At 66.3% G+C, this 18133-nt stretch carries 16 protein-coding genes and 1 pseudogene; 2 read left to right on the top strand and 15 right to left on the bottom strand.

From position 1 onward, the window contains the following. Positions 1-49 precede the first annotated feature (49 nt). On the top strand, positions 50-871 hold the full coding sequence (locus tag MA09_RS04385; RefSeq protein WP_200883027.1) for a LysR substrate-binding domain-containing protein: 822 nt from the start codon (positions 50-52) through the stop codon (positions 869-871). An 88-nt stretch (positions 872-959) separates the two neighbouring features. Then, on the top strand, positions 960-2288 hold the full coding sequence (locus MA09_RS04380; protein WP_036245737.1) for a hemolysin family protein: 1329 nt from the start codon (positions 960-962) through the stop codon (positions 2286-2288). Between the two features lie 26 nt (positions 2289-2314). Here the strand turns inward: MA09_RS04380 and MA09_RS04375 are convergent, their stop codons facing one another. The 15 genes and pseudogenes from MA09_RS04375 to MA09_RS23585 all read right to left on the bottom strand — a co-directional run bounded on the left by MA09_RS04375 (position 2315) and on the right by MA09_RS23585 (position 18005). Continuing rightward, the gene (locus MA09_RS04375; RefSeq protein ID WP_036245736.1) at positions 2315-3340 is read right to left on the bottom strand and encodes an AAA domain-containing protein; all 1026 of its coding nucleotides are present in this window, start codon (positions 3338-3340) and stop codon (positions 2315-2317) included. Positions 3341-3343: 3 nt separating this feature from the next. Continuing rightward, a pseudogene (locus tag MA09_RS25565) lies at positions 3344-3478 on the bottom strand (PAS domain-containing protein); the annotation flags it as partial. A gap of 130 nt (positions 3479-3608) precedes the next feature. Further along, positions 3609-4622: a methyl-accepting chemotaxis protein gene (locus MA09_RS04370; protein WP_036245735.1), complete on the bottom strand. Its 1014-nt coding sequence runs from the start codon at positions 4620-4622 to the stop codon at positions 3609-3611. A gap of 1 nt (position 4623) precedes the next feature. After that, entirely contained in the window at positions 4624-4998 is a 375-nt protein-coding gene (locus tag MA09_RS04365; RefSeq protein WP_036245734.1) for a response regulator, read from the bottom strand. Further along, the gene (locus MA09_RS04360; protein WP_051933164.1) at positions 4995-5291 is read right to left on the bottom strand and encodes a hypothetical protein; all 297 of its coding nucleotides are present in this window, start codon (positions 5289-5291) and stop codon (positions 4995-4997) included. Before MA09_RS04360 ends, MA09_RS04365 begins: the two co-directional genes overlap by 4 nt. Beyond that, entirely contained in the window at positions 5288-7678 is a 2391-nt protein-coding gene (locus tag MA09_RS04355) for a chemotaxis protein CheA (protein WP_036245733.1), read from the bottom strand. Before MA09_RS04355 ends, MA09_RS04360 begins: the two co-directional genes overlap by 4 nt. Continuing rightward, positions 7675-8067 (bottom strand): response regulator, encoded by a 393-nt coding sequence (locus MA09_RS04350; protein WP_036245732.1) that lies wholly within the window; start codon positions 8065-8067, stop codon positions 7675-7677. The genes MA09_RS04355 and MA09_RS04350 overlap by 4 nt, the downstream gene beginning before the upstream one ends. Continuing rightward, entirely contained in the window at positions 8064-8906 is an 843-nt protein-coding gene (locus tag MA09_RS04345; RefSeq protein WP_036245731.1) for a protein-glutamate O-methyltransferase CheR, read from the bottom strand. Before MA09_RS04345 ends, MA09_RS04350 begins: the two co-directional genes overlap by 4 nt. 3 nt (positions 8907-8909) lie before the next feature. After that, on the bottom strand, positions 8910-9524 hold the full coding sequence (locus tag MA09_RS04340) for a HEAT repeat domain-containing protein (RefSeq protein ID WP_036245730.1): 615 nt from the start codon (positions 9522-9524) through the stop codon (positions 8910-8912). A 1-nt stretch (position 9525) separates the two neighbouring features. Then, entirely contained in the window at positions 9526-10638 is a 1113-nt protein-coding gene (gene cheB, locus MA09_RS04335; RefSeq protein ID WP_036245728.1) for a chemotaxis-specific protein-glutamate methyltransferase CheB, read from the bottom strand. Between the two features lie 10 nt (positions 10639-10648). Beyond that, positions 10649-12211, bottom strand: coding sequence for a chemotaxis protein CheW (locus MA09_RS04330; protein WP_036245726.1), 1563 nt, complete (start codon positions 12209-12211; stop codon positions 10649-10651). 14 nt (positions 12212-12225) lie between these two features. Continuing rightward, a complete protein-coding gene (locus tag MA09_RS04325) occupies positions 12226-14142 on the bottom strand; it encodes a methyl-accepting chemotaxis protein (RefSeq protein ID WP_036245724.1) in 1917 nt (638 codons plus the stop codon). 387 nt (positions 14143-14529) lie between these two features. Next, positions 14530-16197, bottom strand: coding sequence for a GAF domain-containing sensor histidine kinase (locus MA09_RS24000; RefSeq protein WP_081897421.1), 1668 nt, complete (start codon positions 16195-16197; stop codon positions 14530-14532). A 13-nt stretch (positions 16198-16210) separates the two neighbouring features. Further along, positions 16211-16855, bottom strand: coding sequence for a response regulator transcription factor (locus MA09_RS04310; protein ID WP_036245720.1), 645 nt, complete (start codon positions 16853-16855; stop codon positions 16211-16213). Then, positions 16833-18005, bottom strand: a complete 1173-nt coding sequence (locus MA09_RS23585; RefSeq protein ID WP_152594558.1) for a sensor histidine kinase — start codon at positions 18003-18005, stop codon at positions 16833-16835. Before MA09_RS23585 ends, MA09_RS04310 begins: the two co-directional genes overlap by 23 nt. Positions 18006-18133 lie beyond the last annotated feature (128 nt).

Genomic DNA, 18133 nt, shown 5'->3' with positions numbered 1-18133 from the left:
GATACCTGAGCGGAGTCCCGTGAAAGCACTCGACCTGGATGTCCTGGCCATGATCGTGGCGGTGGCCGATACCGGCAACATCAGCCGCGCGGCGGAAGTCGTCCACCGCTCGCAATCGGCGGTGAGCATGCAGATCAAGACGCTCGAGACCGCGCTCGGCAAGCCGCTGTTCGTGCGCAGGTCGCGCAGCGTCACGCCGACGCAGGACGGCGAGGTCCTGCTTACCTACGCGCGGCGCATGCTGGCCCTGCGCGACGAGGCCTGGGCCGCGGTGGTCCGGCCCGACGTCACCGGGAGGGTCGTCCTCGGCGTGCCCGACGACTACGCGTCTTCGCTGCTGCCGCCGATCCTGAAGAAGTTTTCCGCCACCTATCCGAAGGTCGAGATCCAGGTGGTCGGGCTGCCGAGCGTGGCGCTCGCGCCCATGGTGAAGGACGGCTCGGTCGACCTGGTGTGTGCGACGCGCGTCAAGGGCTTGTCGGGAGAGTTCGTGCGCTTCGAACCGATGGTCTGGGCCGCCTCGCCGAGCGTGCACGAGATCTGGCGCGAGCGGCCGCTGCCGATCGCCGTTTTCCTGCCCGGCAGCGTGGCGAGGGAGAACGCGATCCGCAGCCTGGAGCGGGCGAGGATCCCGTACCGGACTTCTTACGAAAGCCCGAGCCTGATGGGACTGCTCAGCATGGTCGAAGCGGGCCTGGCGATCGCGCCGCTGGCACGCTGCGCGGTGCCGGCGCACCTGAGCCAGCTCGGGCAGGCCCAGGGCCTGCCGGAGCCCGATGCGCTGGAGGTCATCCTCGCGCGCAGCAGCAAATCGCGGCGCCCGCCCTGCGACTTCATGGCCGAGAACATCATGTCGGAGTTGCGGCGCTAGCGGCGCAGGCGCGCCTCGTTGCTGCAAACAATTGCTAAACTTATACTAACCAGGGCGGCATGTCGCCCGTGATCAATTCAGGTGTACCGTGAGCTTGTTTCAACATATCGTATTGATGATGCTTCTGGTGCTGGCCGCAGGTTTCCTGTCCCTGACGGAGATCGCATTCGCCGGGGCACGCAAGATCAAGCTCAAGCTGCTGGCGGAAGCCGGTGACGAACGGGCATTGAGGGTCATGGCGCTCCAGGAGCATTCGGCGGAGTTTTTCGCCGCGTCCCAGATCGGCCTGAACGCGATCGCGATCCTGGGCGGCATCCTGGGCGAGGGCGCGCTGCGGCCATTTTTCATCGCATGGATCTCGACGGTCTACGATGGGCCCGCGCTCGAGAACATCGGCTTCGTCCTGTCCTTCCTGTTCGTTACCTTCCTGTTCATCCTGTTTTCGGACCTCATGCCCAAGCGCGTGGCGATGATCGCACCCGAGCGCATCGCGGTCGCCGTGATCAAGCCGGTGCTGGTCTTCATCCGCGTTTGCAAGCCGCTGTCGTGGGCCCTCAACCTGATCGCGAACCTGATCTTCCGTATTTTCAAGGTCGACACGACGCGCGAAGACAACATTACCTTCGACGAGATTTCCGCCGCCGTGGAGGCAGGCGCCCAGGCCGGCGTGCTGCAGAAGCAGGAACAGCACTTCATCGAGAACGTGTTCGAGCTGGAGTCGCGCTCGGTCGCATCGGCCATGACCAATCGCGACAGCGTGGTGTATTTCACCTTGAACGAGACCGAGGAAAGCATCCGCCAGAAGATTGCCACGCATTCGAAATTCCCTGTCTGTGACGGCACGATCGACCGGGTGATCGGCTACGTGGATACGCGCGACATCCTCGTGCGGCTGCTGAACAAGCAATCGCTGCTGCAGTTGAACGAATCGAGCATCCGTACCGTCCTGATCATCCCGGACACGCTCACGCTGTCGGAACTGCTCGACAAGTTCCGCGCCACCAAGGAAACCTTTGCCGTCGTGATCAACGAGTACGCCCTGGTCATGGGTGTGATCACCCTGAGCGACATCATGTTGACCGTCATGGGGAGCTGGGGCAGTCCCCTCGACGAGGACGAGCAGATCATGCAGCGCGAGGACGGCTCGTGGCTGATCGACGGCAGTACGCCGGTCGGCGACGTGAAGCGCACCATCGGGCTCGAGAGCCTGCCGGACGAAGAGAACTACGAGACCGCGGCCGGCTTCATGATGTACATGCTGCGCAAGGTCCCCAAGCGTACCGACAGCGTGGAGTACCAGGGCGTCAAGTTCGAGGTGCTCGATGTCGATCACTACCGGATCGACCAGCTGCTCGTGAGGCACCTGGTGCCGGGAGAGGCGGAGAAAGCCGGCCATTCGGCCGCGCGCACCGGCTGATGCAGACCGGCGGCTTCACCCAGTCACTACACGGCAGGCGCACGCGTGTCGTCGGCGTCGCCGGCGACGGCCTCGTCGAGCATGCCTCCCACAGCGTCGTCGCGTCCTGCCAGCGCTTCCCGTCCCCACTCACGGTACTCGACCAGCGACGGGATGCGCTCCAGCGCCCCGAGCGGCTCGATCCCCATGTTGCTCAGTTGGGGGAGCAGCTCGGCCAGCACCGTTTCGCGCTGCAGCGACCAGGTGGAGGCGAAGCAGCGCCAGAATGTCCATCCGGCCCGTTCCAGCACGCGCTGGCGGCCCATGTCGGCTGCCCACCGGTCCGGCCCGTGGAACTCGTCGCCATCGAGCTCGATCGCAAGACGGCGGTCGTCCGCGCCCTCGACCACCATGTCGATGCGGTAACCTGCCGCCGGCACCTGCAGGATGACGCGGTAGCCACGGTTGAACAGCTCGGTGTAAACGTCGCGCTCGAAACCGGACTCGCACAGGGCGATCAGGCTGCCCGCTTCGTCGTTGCTCTCGACAGGCTTGGCAAAGTGTTCCACTAATGTGCGCCGCAGGTCGAGCGTGGACAGTTCTTCCAGCCGCACCGAGCGCACCAGATACATGCGGTCGCGCGCGCGGGATGCGGCCACGTTGAAGCGCTGGTCATACTGCAGGCCCGACAGCGCATGGTGGTTGCGGCTGTCCGCCACCATGCGCAGGAAGACGATATCGCGCTCGCTGCCCTGGAAGATGCGGGCGTCGCCACAGGCGAAGTTGCGGCGCGCAAGCTCCGCCGCCTCGACGCGGGAACGTACCAGCTTGTCGATCGACAGGGCCTGTTCCGGTCCGAGCAGGGATACGACGCCGAGCGTGCGATGGCGCATCGCCGGGTCGCGGATGATCGCTTCGATTTCGGCTGCGATGAACTCGGCTTCCGGCGGATTCTGGGACTTGGCTGTCCGGTAGCCGTTGGCGACAAACACATCGACTAGCGGCGGGTCGAGCCGCTCGAGATGCAGTTTCGACTGCTTGCGTTCGGTGAGGTCCGAGAGACCACCCACCATCCGGACGAGGGCACCAGCCGCATCGCGGAGGATGAAGGCGCGGCTCAGTACATCGGCATAACTGCCATCCTCGCGCTGGAGCCGGTATTCGGCCGACCATTCGTTTTCCTTGCCGGCGAGCGCGGCCGTGACGCTGGATCGGACCCAGGACTGGCAAGGTGGCGGTCATTTCGGTGGCGAAAAGGAAGCGTGTGGAACAAAAGGACCGCTGACGCATGGCAGCGGGCTGTACGCGCATCGTACGATGCGTGGGCCGCCTTCATCGGTGCTAGAACAGCTCGATCAAGGGCATGCTGCTCGAACCGGCGGCACTGTCGCCGTGCAGTTGCTCGGTGGACAGGTAGTTCGCGGTAATGTCGGCGATCCGCTGTGCGGCGACGTCCGGCCGGCCCGCCGCATTCCCCGAACATTCCTCGCTCAGGGCCGCGTTGCGTTGCGCAAGTGCCTGCTGCAAGCGCTCGACGCACTGGCGCACCACGTCCTGGTATTGCAACTGACCGAGGACGTCGGCACTGGCATGCGCCAGCGCTTCGCCGTGTGCAAGCATCTCGGCCAGCCGCGCATGGTAGTTGCCGCTGACCTGGTCGAAACTCGACTGCAGCGCCGCGACGGTCTCGGACGCCAGGGTGATCTGCGCCAGGTCGTCGGAGGAGTCGGCCGCATTCTGCTCGAGGCCTTCCCTGAGCATGCTGCGGATGCGCTGCAGGCTGCCGCCGATGCGGGCGGCGGCGGCATTGGAGTCGGCCGCCAGCGCACGGACTTCACCGGCGACGACCTTGAATGCCGTGCCGGCGGTGCCCGCACGGCTGGCCTCGATGGCGGCGTTGATCGACAGCAAGTGCGACTGCATGCTGATCGCCTGCACGCTTTCCGCCAGCCCCGACAGGCTCTTGATTTCCGCGGCGATGTCGGAAATGCAGGCAAGGTCGCGCCGCAGCCGTTCCGGCAGGCGCTGCAGGAAGTGCGCGGTCTGCTGCAGGGCCGCCACCCGGTCCGCGGTATCGCGCTCGAAGCGGTCGGCGTCAACGGTCGCGGCCTGCAGTCGTCCGGCCAGCTCGGCGGAACGGTCGCACAAGCCCCGTACCTCGCCCATGATAGCGAGCGCCGAGGACTCGGTGCGGCGTACCGCCTCATCGAGCCTGCTGCTGATTTCGCGATCCAGACTGCAGCTTGCCGCGATGGCCGCGCCGTAGCCCGTGTCGTTTGCTGCCGGGGCGGCGTCGTTGCCGCGTGCCTGCAGCACGCGTCCGACCAGAGCCACCAGGCCATCCCTTGCGCGCATGTCAGGCTCCCGGCAGGACTTGCTTGACGATCTTGAGCAGGTCGGCGCCGCCGACCGGCTTGACCATCCAGCCGGTAGCGCCGAGCTTCTTGGCTTCGTCGCGGCGCGCCTGCTGGCTCTCGGTGGTAAGGACCAGGATGGGCGTGAAGCGGTAGCCCGGCGTCGAGCGGACCTTGCCGATGAACTCGATGCCGTTCATGTTGGGCATGTTGATGTCGGTGACGATCAGGTCGGGCTTGGGGCCGCCCTGCAGGCGCTCCAGGCCCTTGAGGCCGTCGCTGGCCGTGAGCACGGAGAAGCCGGCGATCTCGAGGGTGTTCTTCAGGCTCAGCACCATGGTGCCGGAATCGTCGACAACGAGGATGGTCTTGCTCATGTTGTTTCCTTTGCTTGCTTGTTTGGATATCGTTCGGGGGCGCAGGCCGGCGCCGGCAGGGCGGCGCGCAGCCAGGCGCCGAGTGCGGCATCCGGCGGCCACGCCACGATGCGCACGCCCGCTGCCATCAGCACCTGCAGGCAGGCGGCGTGCACGTGGCCGCATCCCGACAGGTCGGCGCAACTGGCGGCGGAGCCGGCGCGCTGCGCCAGTTCCTGCAGCAGCGCTTCGGCATCGTCGACGGCTAGGGCGCCGTCGCAGGCCAGCACATCGTCTTTCCAGCTGAATGTCATGACAGGAGCTCCTTCGGGTTGATGACCATGAGTACCGAGCCGTCGCCCAGCAGCGCCGAGCCGGCGTAGGCGGACAGGCTGCCGAGGATGCCGCCCATGGGCTTGAGGATCACTTCCACCACTTCGCGGAAGTCGTCGATCACCAGGCCCACGTACTGCCCGTGGAGGCGCAACACCAGGGTCGCCATCTCGTCCTGCTCGTTGTGCACTTGCGGGCGGTCGAGGGCGAGCAATTCGTTGAGCGAGCGCAGGGGAACGATGCGCTCGCGCAGGACCGCCGTGCGGTACTGCTTGATCCCATGGACCGCGTGCGCGGGAATCCGCACGGTCTCGACCACCATGTCCATCGGGATCCCGACCTGCATGCCGCCAGACTCGACCAGCATCACGCTCGTGACGGCCATCGACAGCGGCAGCGACAGGCGCAGGCGCGTGCCCTGGCCAGGGACGCTCGACAGGGCAATGCTGCCGCCCAGCCGGTCGACCGCGCTGCGCACCGCATCCATGCCGACGCCGCGCCCGGACAGGTCGGACACCTGTTCGGCGGTCGAGAAACCGGGCAGGAACACCAGGTTGACCGACTGCTGGTCGTCCAGCCGCTCCAGCGCAGCTTCGTCGATCAGGCCGTTCGCATAGGCCTTGCGCCGGATCGCCGCCGGGTCGATGCCGCGTCCGTCGTCGCTCACCTCGATGACGACCCGGTCCGCCTCCTGGAAGGCGGCGATCACGAGGCGTCCGCAGGCCGGCTTGCCGGCGGCGAGACGCGCGGCCGGCCCTTCCAGGCCATGGTCGAGGGCATTGCGCACGATGTGCACCAGCGGATCGGCCAGGGCTTCGATCACGTTCTTGTCGGCCTCGGTGCTCTCGCCCTGCAGCACCAGCTCGACTTCCTTGCCGAGGCGGTGGGCGATGTCGCGCACCAGGCGCGGGAAACGCTGGAACACGAATGACACCGGCGTCATGCGCACCTGCATGATCGCGTCCTGCATTTCTTCGACGATGCGGTTGATGATCGCGTGCTGGGCCTTGATCTCGCGCGACATCTCGCGCACGCCGTAATGTTCTTCCGCGCGCGCGGCCAGGTAGGGCAGGCCGTTGCGCGCGACGACCATCTCGCCGATCAGGTTCATCAGGCGGTCGACCTTGGCCTGCTCGACCTTGAGCACGCGGTTGGCGCCCTGGTCTTCGCTGCGGCGGCCGAAATTCGGTTCGGCGTCGGATGCCCCGGCCTGTGAAGCGGCATTGGGGCGTGGAGGCGCCACGGCAGCCGGCGCCTCGTGTAGCCCCGCCTTCCCGGACACCTCGTCCTCCCCGGCGGCGGCGAGCGCATGACGTTCGATCCAGGCCAGCACGGGCGCCGCCGAGCCGGATGCCAGCGCCTCGGACGAGCAGCGCTCCAGCTCATCGAGCCCGGCGGCGCGCCCGACCGCCTGCATGCAGGCGCGGATGGTGGCAACCGCAGCCAGCAGGCGGCCCGGCACCCACGGCGCGCCATTGCTGCTCGATAGTGCCGCTCCCTGGGCCTGCACGATGCCCAGGGCCTCGGCCACCAGCTCCAAGTCGGCTGCAGGCGCAGGCGCTGCCTGTGCCGGCAGTATTCCGACCCAGACCTGCTCCGGCACGTAGCGGAAATGCTCGTCGATGGCGGCACGGGATGCGCTCGTGACGGCGTGGAACAGCAGGTTGCAGCGGTAGGGGTCGAGCTCGGGCAGGGCCGGCCAGGCTTCGGCCGGCACCACGCGTTGCCAGAGCACGCCCGGCAGCTGCATCGCCTGGTACAGCGGATCTTCTCCCTTGTAGAAGCATTCGGCTTCCGGGGCGTACTCGACCCAGTGCAGCGGGCCGCTGGCGGCCGCCGCGGCCCAACCCATGCGCAGCTCGGCCGGGGCCAGCGCCAATGCGGCTTCCATCCGGGCAGCGCGCGGGTCGGAACCGGCAGCCACGGCGCCGCCCTGCACGCCGCCGGAAGGGCAATCCGGGAGTGCCGCCTCGTCTTCGCACCGGGCACGCAGGCGCGTGGCCAGCTGTACCGATGCCTGGCCATGGCCGGCGCCGGGGACGCCGTCGACCTCGATTCCGTCGAGCTGCAGGGCAACGAAATCCATGGCGTCGAGCAGGGCATCGGCCATCGCGCGGTCATAGACCAGGCGGCCGTCACGCACGGCGGTCATCAGGTCCTCGGCCGCGTGGATGACACGGAACATGTCGGGGAAGTCGAACAGCCCGCAGTTTCCCTTCAGGGTGTGGACGACCCGGAACAGGCCGTCCATGCGCGCGCTGTCATGCGGGGCGCGTTCGAGGGCGAGCAGGCTGCCGGCAATCCCTTCGAGCGCGTCGCGCGATTCGAGGAGGAATTGCTGCAGCACGGGATTGGACAAATCGTTCATGCGGATTCTCCCAGCAGGAGCCTGACGATCCGCAGCAGTTGCTGCGGACGGATCGGTTTGGCGAGGTAGTGGTTGGCGCCGGCTTCGAATGCCTGGCGGCGGTCGCTGTCCTCGGCCTCGGTGCTGATCATGATGGCGGGCGCCTGTGGCCCTTCGCCGGCGCGCAATGCCCGCAGGAAGCCGTAGCCGTCCATCTGCGGCATGTTGACGTCCACCAGGTAGAGGTCGAATGGCGGGTCGAAGGGCGCCGAGGCCGTCTTTTCCAGGGCCTCGAGCCCGTTGACGGCCTCGGTCACGGCATAAGCCGCTTCTTCGAGGATCGAACGGTGGAACATGCGCACGGTGGCGGCATCGTCCACGATCAGGATGTGCTTGCAGGCCTTGCTCATTGCCCCTCCATGGGCTTCTGGTACACGATCGCTTTCGGAAACTTGCGTATCCTGAACAGCGATGAAATACGGCTCATCGATTCCGAATGGCCCAGGCAGATGAAGCCGCCCGGGCGCAGTACGTCGAAAAACGACTCGGCGGCCTGGCGGCGCGACACGTCGTCGAAATAAATCAGGAGATTGCGGCAGAACACCACGTCGTAATCGCGGTACGCCGCCACCTCGGCGCGTTCGTTCAGGTTGACACGGGTGAAGGCGACCGCCTCGCGCAGCGTGGGGCAGATGCGCCAGCCGCCTTCCTCGCGCGTGAAATACTTCTGCAGCCAGGCGGCAGGCAACTGCTGGACCGCGCGCTGCGAATACAGCCCGGCCTGTGCCTGCGCGAGGATCCGGGTATCGATATCCGAAGACACGATCTCGACATCCCAGTCCTTCAGCTGCGGCCAGCGCTCGAGCAGGAACATGGCGATGCCATAGGCTTCCTCGCCCGAGGACGAAGGCATGACCCAGATGCGCAGCGGCTCGCCCGGGCGCTTGCGCGCGACCAGCTCCGGCAGGATCGACTGCACCAGGCACTCGAACTGGTAGTCCTCGCGCATGAAATAGGTCTCGTTGACCGTCATTTCATTGACCAGGGCCTGCCACTCGCGGCCCGAAGCTTCGAAGCGCAGCATCGCGAAGTAGTCGCGAAAGCCGCTGCAGCCGGTGGCCTGGATCCGGTCGATCAGGCGCTTGTCGACGAAGTAGCGCTTGGACGCTTCGAACTGGATGCCGCTCCTGCGGTAGAAGTACTCGCGAAAGCGCTGGAAGTCGTCCGCGCTGATGCTGGGGGCGTCCATTGCTCAGCCCTCCAGGCGCTCGAGCACCAGCTTTCCGGCGAACGCGATGTAGGGTTCCTCTTGAAAACGCTCCATGACGCGGGTGACCGGGCCATGTGCGGCCTGGCTCGCCACTTCGGCCAGCACGTCCAGGGCAGCGCCGCAAACGTTGACGTCGCCGTCCGCCTCGACCAGCTGCAGCAGCCATTCCTCCAGGCGCTCGTGGCGCAGGGTATCGAGGATGCCGACCGCCAGGATGCGCACGTCGCGGTCCCAGTCCGCCAGCAGGTGTGCGATGGCGCCGGCTACCTGTTCCGGCAGGCCGCGCAGCACGTCGATCGCGGCATTGCGCAGCCAGGTGTCTTCGCTGCGCAGGCACTCTGCCAGCGCCGCCACCGATTCCCCGCTGGCGATGCGGCCGAGCGCGTCGACCAGGGCGCTGCGCACCGCCTGTTCCGGCTCGCCGTCCAGCGCGGCCAGCAGCAGGCCGACCGCGCCAGGAACTGTGCCGAGAGCGGCCGCGGCGCCGCGGCGTACTCCCGCGTCCGGCGAGGCCAGGCGCCGTGCCAGCACCGCGAGGGAGTCCGCTTCGGCGGGTGCGGCGGTGTGTGGGGCTGCGTTGTGTCTGATGAAAGGCATCTCAGTTTCCTTGTTTCGGCTGCGGGCGTGTCCCCAGCCATTCCACGAGCCTGGCGGCGATGTGTTCGGCGGCCAGCACCTGCTGCGCGCCGCCGCGGCGTATCAGCTCGGCGGGCATGCCGAACACGACGGCCGATGCTTCGCTTTCGGCGATGGTGCGCCCGCCGCGGCGGGCGATGTCGGCGAACGCATCGGCGCCGTCGTGGCCCATTCCGGTCAGCATTACCGCCACGATGTCGTGCGCCGCATAGTGCTCCAGCGCGCTGCGGCTGAGCAGTTCGACCGAGGGATGCCACAGATACGCGTCGTTTTCCGGCTTCGCCAGCAGGGTAGGCACGCCCGCGCGCGACGCCACGGTGACATCCGCGCCGCCCTTGCAGATGTAGATTGTCCCCGCTTCGAGCGGCATCGGCCGGGACGCCTCGACCACGCGCAGCCGGCACAGGCCGCCCATGCGGGCGGCGAAGGGCGCCGTGAAATTGGCCGGCATGTGCTGCGCCACCACCACCGGCCACGGAAAGTCGGCGGGCAGTTCCGGCAGGATGCGCTCGAGCGTGCGCGGCCCGCCGGTGGAGACGCCGAACAGCACGATGCCGGCTGCGCTTGCACCCGCGGCGCCCGGACGGGTGGCGGGTGCGCTGCGCACAGGCGCCTGGATGGCCGGTGCTTGCGGCTGCACCGATGCGGCAGGCCTCTTGGCCGGCGCAGGCAGGCTGCGCCGTACGCGGGCACGCGCCGCGCCGCGCACCTTTTCCAGCAGCGGCGCACGGATCGCGTCGAGCCCGAGCGAGATGGTGCCGCCCGGCTTGGCCACGTAGTCCACCGCCCCCAGGTTGAGCGCTTCGAAGGTAGCCAACGCCCCCTTTTCGGTGAGCGAGGACAGCATGATGACCGGCACCGGACGCTCGAGCATCATCTGCGCAAGCGCCGACAGGCCGTCCATTTCCGGCATATTGATGTCGAGCGTGACGACGTCGGGTTCGAACTCGAGGTTCGCGGCCAGCGCCTCGCGCCCGTTGCGGGCGTAGGCCAGCTGGAAACCGCCGGCCTCCCCGAACAGGGCGCCCAGCTGGCGCCGCATCAGCGCCGAGTCGTCCACGATCAGCAGCTTCATGCCTGCCTCCTCAGCCGCGCTGGTCGCCGCCCGGCCCGCCCACGGCCGCCAGGCTGGCCAGGTCGCCTTCGGCCACCAGATAGCGCGGATCGAGCAGCTGCACCATGCGCTTCTGCTGTTCCAGGTTGGCCATGCGCGCCAGCAGGCGCGACTGCTCCTGCGACAGCTGCGGCGCCGGTTCGATGGCGCGACGCTCGACCTTCAGCACCTCGGCCACCGAATCGACGATGAAGCCGGTGCACACACGGTCGATCAGGAACACCATGATGCGCTGGCGGTCGCTGCGGGCCGCCTCGGGCAGGCCGAGGCGGCGACGCAGGTCGATCACCGGCAGCACCGAGCCGCGCAGGTTGATCACGCCTTCGACGAAAGAGGGCGCGCGCGGCACGTGAGTCAGCATCTCCGGCACGCGCACGATCTCCTGTACGCTGTCGATCGGCACGCCGAACTCCTCCTGTCCGAGGCGGAACACGACCAGCTGTTCCTCGTCGTCCTTGCCGGCATCAATGGGGCCGCCACTCATGTTCATGTCGGTGTCCTGTTGCACGTGTCGGTTCTCCAAAATGTCGCGGATCGCGTCCTGGCGGAACAGGCTGTGCGCGTCGATGATCGATACCAGCCGCTTGCCGCCGTCGAGGCGGCAGATGCGCGCGATGTCGGCCATGCCGGACTGGCGCGCCAACAGCGGCGGCACCGGCTCGACCGCGGACAAGGCCACGCGCAGCACCTCGTTGACGCTGTCCATGACTACGCCGACCGCGGCGGCGCCCAGCGACACCACCACGATGCGGCTTTGCTCGTCGGCGGCGCGGGCCGGCAGCCCGAACATGCGGCGCAGCGACACCAGCGGCAGCAGGCGCTGGCGCAGGGTCATGATGCCCAGCACGTGCGGCGCCGACTGCGGCACCTGCACGATCTCGTCCGGCATCTGGACGATCTCCTGCACGTCCTCGATCGCGACGGCATACTCCTGGCCGGCCACGTCGAAGCTCACCAGCTGGAGTTCGTCGGTGCTGCGCTCCTCGTCGTCTTCCTGCGCGCCGCTATCCACGTCGAATGCACCGGCGGCGCGCGCCGCCGCAGCCGTGGCTGCGACCTGTGCGAACTCGGCGGCGATCAGGTGCGCGAAGTCGAGCACCATGATGGTGGCGTGTCCGCCCACGTCCTTCAGCAGGCCCGAGACCAGGTCGCTGCGCACGGTCGCGGCGATGCCGGAGGCGTCCTCGATCTGGCGCACGTCGACGCCGACCACGCTCGCCACGCGGTCGACCACGAAGCCGAGCGGCTGGCCGAGGTCGATGACGACGGCGCGGCTGGCGTCGTCGGCAGCGCGCTCGGCGAAGCCGAAGACGCGGCGCAGGCTGATAATCGGGAGCACCTTGCCGCGCAGGTTGGCCAGGCCGTCAAGGGTCGGCGGAGCCAGCGGCACCCGCACCACGTCCGGCACCCGGATGATTTCCTGGACCGGCGCCATGTCGACGGCGAACACTTCGTCGCCCGCCACGAAGGTGACGAACTGGCGCACTTCCGTATCTAGCTCGTCGCGCTCGGTCGGGTTGATATCGTCTCTCATTGCGGTGGTTCCGTTCAGGCGCTCTGCAGTTCGTCGGCCAGGGACGCGACTTCCTCGACCGCGCTCGACAGTTCGTCGGCGCCCTGCGACTGCTGGCGCGCGGCGGCGGCGGCTTCGCTCGACGCCTTCTCGGCTTCCTGGGCGGCGGCGGCAATCTGGTCGGTGGCGGTCTTGACCTGCACGATGGCGGCCGAGATGTCGTTGGCGGCAGCCAGGATCTCGCCGGTGCCTTTTTCGACGGCCCCGATGTCGCCTTCGATGGCAACCAGGGCGCCGGTGATGGCCCTGGCCTTGTCGGCTTCGGCCAGGGCGGTGGCGGCGATCTCGTCGAGGTCGCGGCCGACCACGCCGATCTGGTCCTGTACCGCCTTGACCAGGTCCTTGATGTTGTCGGCGTTTTCAGCCGAGTCGTGCGCCAGGTTGCGGATGTCGGTGGCGACGACCACGAAGCCCTTGCCGAATTCGCCCGCGCGCGCCGCTTCGATCGAGCCGTTCACGGCCAGCATGTTGGTCTGGATCGAAACAGTGGTGATGGCGTCGACGATCTTGTCGATGCGGCGCGATACCAGTTCCAGCTCCTTGATCTGGCGCAGCGAGGCGCGCGAGGCTTCCACCGAGCTCGAGATGCCGCTGATCAGCTTGTCGACCGCGGACTTGTTCTGGCCGAGCATGGTGCGGATGAGGCCAACCTTGTCGCCGCTTGTGGTGGCGCGGTTCTGGGCCACTTGCAGGCCCTTTTCGATCTGGTTGATGGCGGCGCTCGATTCTTCGCTGGCGACCGACTGCACCTGGGCGCCCTTGCGGATCTGCTCGATGGCGGCCATGACCTGGCTGCCGGCGCGGCTGATTTCCTGCACCGCCGACGACAGTTCCTCGGCGCTGGAAGCGACTTCCTCGGCGCTCTTGGCGACATCGGTCGAATTCTTCAGGTCTTCGGCCAGCTCGGACAGCGTCTGCGAGGTCTGCTCGCACTCGGCCAGCGCCTGGCTCTGCTCGGCGACGGTCTTGGCCGACTCCTCGGCGGCTGCCGACTGCTCCTCGGCGGCGGCGGCGATTTCCTGCGAGCCCTTCAGGGCCTGCTGGGCTGCAGCTGCCGACTGCTGGGCGCCGACGGCGATTTCGCGCACGCCCGCCATGATCTCGGCGGCATCCAGGCGAATGCGGTCGAGCTGGACGCTGATCGCCCTGCCGTTCTCGACTTCGCCCAGCACCGTCTTGGCGGAGGCGCCGATCCCTTCGGCCACCACCTTGACTTCCTGCTGGATCTGGCCAACCAGGTCCTGGATCTGCTTGGCGCTCTTTTCCGAGGTTTCGGCCAGGGTGCGCACTTCGTCGGCGACCACGGCGAAGCCCTTGCCGTGCTTGCCGGCGCGGGCGGCTTCGATGGCGGCGTTCAGGGCCAGCAGGTTGGTCTGGTCGGCGATGCGGGCGACGGCCTTGACGATGTCGCCGATGTTGGCGGCCTGCTTCTCGAGTTCGGCAACCATGGTGACCGAGGCCGCCTGGCGCTCGGCGGCGACGCCGACGTTGCCGACCAGGGCCGTGATCTCGGCGCCGGTCTTGGCGACCAGGGCCTGGGTGGCTTCCATGCGTACCGCGCTGGCGTCCGCATTCTCGAGCTGGCGCCCGATGGCGACTTCGACCTGCTGGAAGGCCGCCAGCGATTCCTGCGATGCGGACGAGGCCTGCTGGGCGCCGGTGGCGATCTGGTCGGAGGCGCGCTTGAGTTCCTCGGCGGCCGAGGACGCCTCGTTGATGCCGGCGGCCAGCTGGGCGGCAGCGGCGGCAATGCGCTCGGCGGCCTGCTGCTGCTTGGCGAGGGTGCGGGCTTTCTTGCGCTGGGCCTCGGCGAGGCGGGCGGCAGACTGGGCCGGCTTGTCGCCGGCTGCGCTGTCGTAGGGTGTGCTGTGGATGGTCTTGACGAGCGCCATGTGCGCCTCCTGGATGAGTTGATCTGCCCTTGCAGGGATGAATCAAGTCTATCCATAAGGAAACACTCTGTGAAAGTAGGAGTAGTCCTACATAAACAAGAGATTTTCCTAGAAGGTCCTAGGCATTTGGCACGATGACGAATCGATTAATCTTGCTTCCCGGGCAAGCCTTGCATGGCTTCGGGGGCCACCGATGCCGCCAGATCCCGCTTCTTCTGCGCCCTTCGGTTCTTGCGCGGCGGCTGGTGCTTGTCTCTTCGTTCACGCCAAGTTCCTAGGTACTTTCCCTAGTCAAGCCAGCATGCCGGCCACAAGGGTGTCCTACCAATTGCGGCAGCATCGGCGGTCTGCGTGGCACCACAGCCACGTTCTGTTCATGGATGCACCTTACTTGGCGCTCAATCTCATCGGTAAAGTTGCTTCGACGCGGGTACCCTGTCCGGGCCGGCTATGGACACTGAATCGTCCACCAAGCAGTTCGACCCGCTCGCGCATCCCGGCCATGCCGCTGGACGCGGTCCCGGCAAATCGCGCTTCCCAGCCTTCCGAATCGAAGCCGCGGCCGTTGTCCCGCACGATGATCTCCAGTTCGACGCCTTCGGCTCCACCATTGATCTCGACGACGACATGGTCGGCCTGCGCGTAGCGCAGGATATTCGTCACGCTCTCCTGGACGATCCGGTAGGCGGTGATTTCGAGCACCGGTGGCAGGCGTCCCGGCGGAAGTGCGCACTCGAACAGGCAGGTCGGCCCGCCGTCGAACTGACGCGCCAGCAACTGGGCGAGCGCCGGCTCCAGACCGAGATAGTCCAGTCCGGGTGGACGCAGGGAAAAGGAAATGTTGCGTACCTGGGCCACCAGTGCCGCCAGTTCACGCTCCGCGTCGCGCCAGACCTGCGCCGCAGGCGTATCGGAGACAGTCGGCTGGAGCCGGTAGAGCAGCATGTTCAGGACACCCAGGCGCTGGCCCAGCTCGTCGTGCAGTTCGCGCGACAGGTTCTTGCGTTCCTGCTCCTGGGCGCCCACCAGTTGTTCGCTTGCCCGGGCGGCTTTCCGGAGCAGGTTTTGCTTTTCGATGGCGTCCCGCTCGGCACGTGCTTGCGCGAACACGGCTTCTTCGTAGAGAAAGACTTTGTTCAGGCCGATCGCTGCCTGTGCCGCAAGCGTTTCCACCAGTTGCTCGTGTTTCGCCTCGAATACGGCTTCTTGTTCATGCCCGAAAAACAATCCCCCAATGACATTTCCGTTTCCCAGTTTGACAGGTACGGCAAGATACGAACGCACCGGCAGGTGCCCCGGCGGCATGCCATAGTAGGGGGGACTTTGGCCGAAACGGGGATCGCGTCGTATGTCCTCGCTGCGGATCGTTCCTTCTCCAGCAAACGTGGGACTGAACAGCGGGGTGTTGTGCGGAACAGGAAATTGTGCGAAGTGCTCTTCTGAAACCCCCGAAATGGCATACAGCGTCAGGGATTTGCCCTCCGGATCGCGGGCGTTGTAAAAGAAGGTGCCGAACTGGGCCCCCGTCAGCCGTGTCGCGGTATCCGTCACGGCCTGTACGATCTTCTTGTGGTCGAGCTCCTGAAGGATCAGGAGGCCGATCTGCTGGAGCGCGTCGCGCTGGCGTTGTTGTTCGTGCAGCGGTCGCGCGTCCTGTACCTCAATGACCGTTCCTACCACCTCGCCCGCGCGCCTGATCGGGCTTGCAGTAAATATTACAGGATAAAAGCTCCCATCCTTGTGGACGAAGACTTCCTCGCCACGCTCCTGCATGTTGCGGGGAGCGGCACGATCGATCGGGCATTCTTGGAGTGGATAGTGACTGCCGTCGAGTCGGGTATGATGGACAAAGTCGTGGAGCGGAGCACCCTGAACTTCTGCCAATGCAAAGCCGGTCAGCCGCTCCGCCGCGGGATTCATGTACACGCAGCGTTGTCGCTGATCCATGACAAATAGCGCAACAGTCGCGTTGCTGCACAGGTCATGCAAATTGAGCAGTTCCTCGCTTCGCAATCCTGTCGGCGTGTCGTTCATCGCTTGCGAGTTTTCTGACATGCCGGCCTTCCGCTCAATCCTGCTTCTTGACGAGGCCATGCTTCACCGCGAACAGGACCAGCCCAACCAGGTCCCTGACGCCGGTGCGCTCCATGATCTGGGCCCGGTGTGCGGCAATCGTCTTTTCGCTCAAATCAAGTTCATAGGCAATCTCCTTGGTTGACTTCCGGTTCGCGATCATCGTGAGGATTTGTTGTTGTCGGGCGGTCAAGAAGCCGAGCGGTTTCTCTGCAGCACTTTTTGGTCGCACGAACCGATCGATCATCTTTTTCGACACGGCCGGACTCAGGTAACTGTCGCCGCGCGCCACCGCCTGCAGGGCGATGTCGAGCTCTCCCGGCGCAGACTCCTTGAGCAGGTAGGCAGCAGCGCCGCGCTGCAGGGCTTCGGCCACCAGTTCCTCCGACGCGTGCATGCTGAGGATGATGACGCGGGTGCCGGGACTGGCCTCCATCGCCGGCGCCAGCAGGTCGAGGCCGCTCTGCTCGCCGATGGTGATGTCGGCCACGAGGACCTCCGGCCGGTGCTGGCGTACCAGTTCCAGGGCCTCCGTATTGGTGCTGGCTTCCCCGACGACCCGGAAGCCGTCGATCTGATTGATCAGGTTGGAAATGCCTGCCCGGACCAGCGCGTGGTCATCGACCAGAATCACGTTCATGTTTGTTCTCCGTGGAATGCAAGGGGAGGGTGGCGGTGATGCGCGTCCCGCGTCCGGGTGCGCTGTCCACCTCGATTTGGCCCTCCAGCAACTGGATGCGCTCGCGCATGCCGGCAAGACCGGCGCGCCCGGTGCGCGCGGCATGCTCGCGCCATGAGGCGGCGTCGAAACCGCGGCCGTCGTCGCGCACGATCAGTTCGATCTCGCTGCCGTCGGCGCCACCGTTGATCTCCACCACCACGTGCTGCGCCTGGGCGTGGCGGACGATGTTGGTCACGCTCTCCTGGACGATACGGTATACGCTGATCTCGATGGTTGGCGCGAGCCGGACGGGCAGGCCCGCGTACTCGAACACCCAGTCCGGCCCACCGTCGAGATGCCGGGCCAGCAACTGCCGGATCGTCGGTTCGAGTCCGAAGAAATCGAGGCCTGGCGGGCGCAGCGAAACCGACATGTCCCGCACCAGCCCCACCAGCGCCCCCAGTTCATGCTCGGCCTGTTCCCACAACACTTGTGGCTCACCCGCCTCGAAATAGGGACGGGCGCGGTGAAGCAGCAGGTTCAGGGCCGTGAGCCGCTGCCCGAGTTCGTCGTGCAGTTCGCGTGCGAGTGCCTTGCGTTCGTTTTCCTGGGCATTGATCAGGTCGCGCGAAAGATGGGCCATGTGGCGCCGCTTCAGTTCGAGCTGGTCGATGAGGCGCGCCCGTTCGCTGGCCGTCTGCGCGAGTTCGGCAAGCAGGTTCTGTTCGCGCGTCACGTCATGCTGCACGCCGACGAAATGCGTTACCTGCTCCGCGGACAGCCGGACCGGGAACAGATAAAGCTTGTTCCAGAACAGTTCGCCGGACTTGCGGTAATTCCGGAACAGGCATTCGCACGAGCTCCCTTCGTGCATGGCTCTGCGGATCAGCTCACGGTCGGGTTGGTCGCGATCTTCCCCCTGGAGGAAACGGCAATTCTTGCCGATGACTTCCTCCATGCCATAGCCCGTCATCTTCTCGAAGGACGGGTTGACGAACACGATCGCTGCGTCGTCAGCGGTGGCATCGGTAATGACGATTGACGAGTTGCTCGCGCGGGCAAACGAGAATAGCGTGCTGAACTGGTCATTCCGGGCGCGATGAGCATTCATTCCGTGCAGTGTTGGCAATACATGGCCTCATGCTAGTGAAAGCCAGGCAGTTCCGTCGCGCGCCAGCAGGAGGAGCCTGGCGCGAGCGGATGCTCGGCTCCAGCGCCGATCTTCATTGTTGCCTTTCTACTAATAAAGTGAATCTC

The organism is Massilia sp. BSC265 (assembly GCF_000740675.1).
Lineage (GTDB): Bacteria > Pseudomonadota > Gammaproteobacteria > Burkholderiales > Burkholderiaceae_D > Telluria.
The sequence above is the reverse complement of the archived record's forward strand: the minus strand, read 5'-3'. Positions and strand labels throughout refer to the sequence as shown.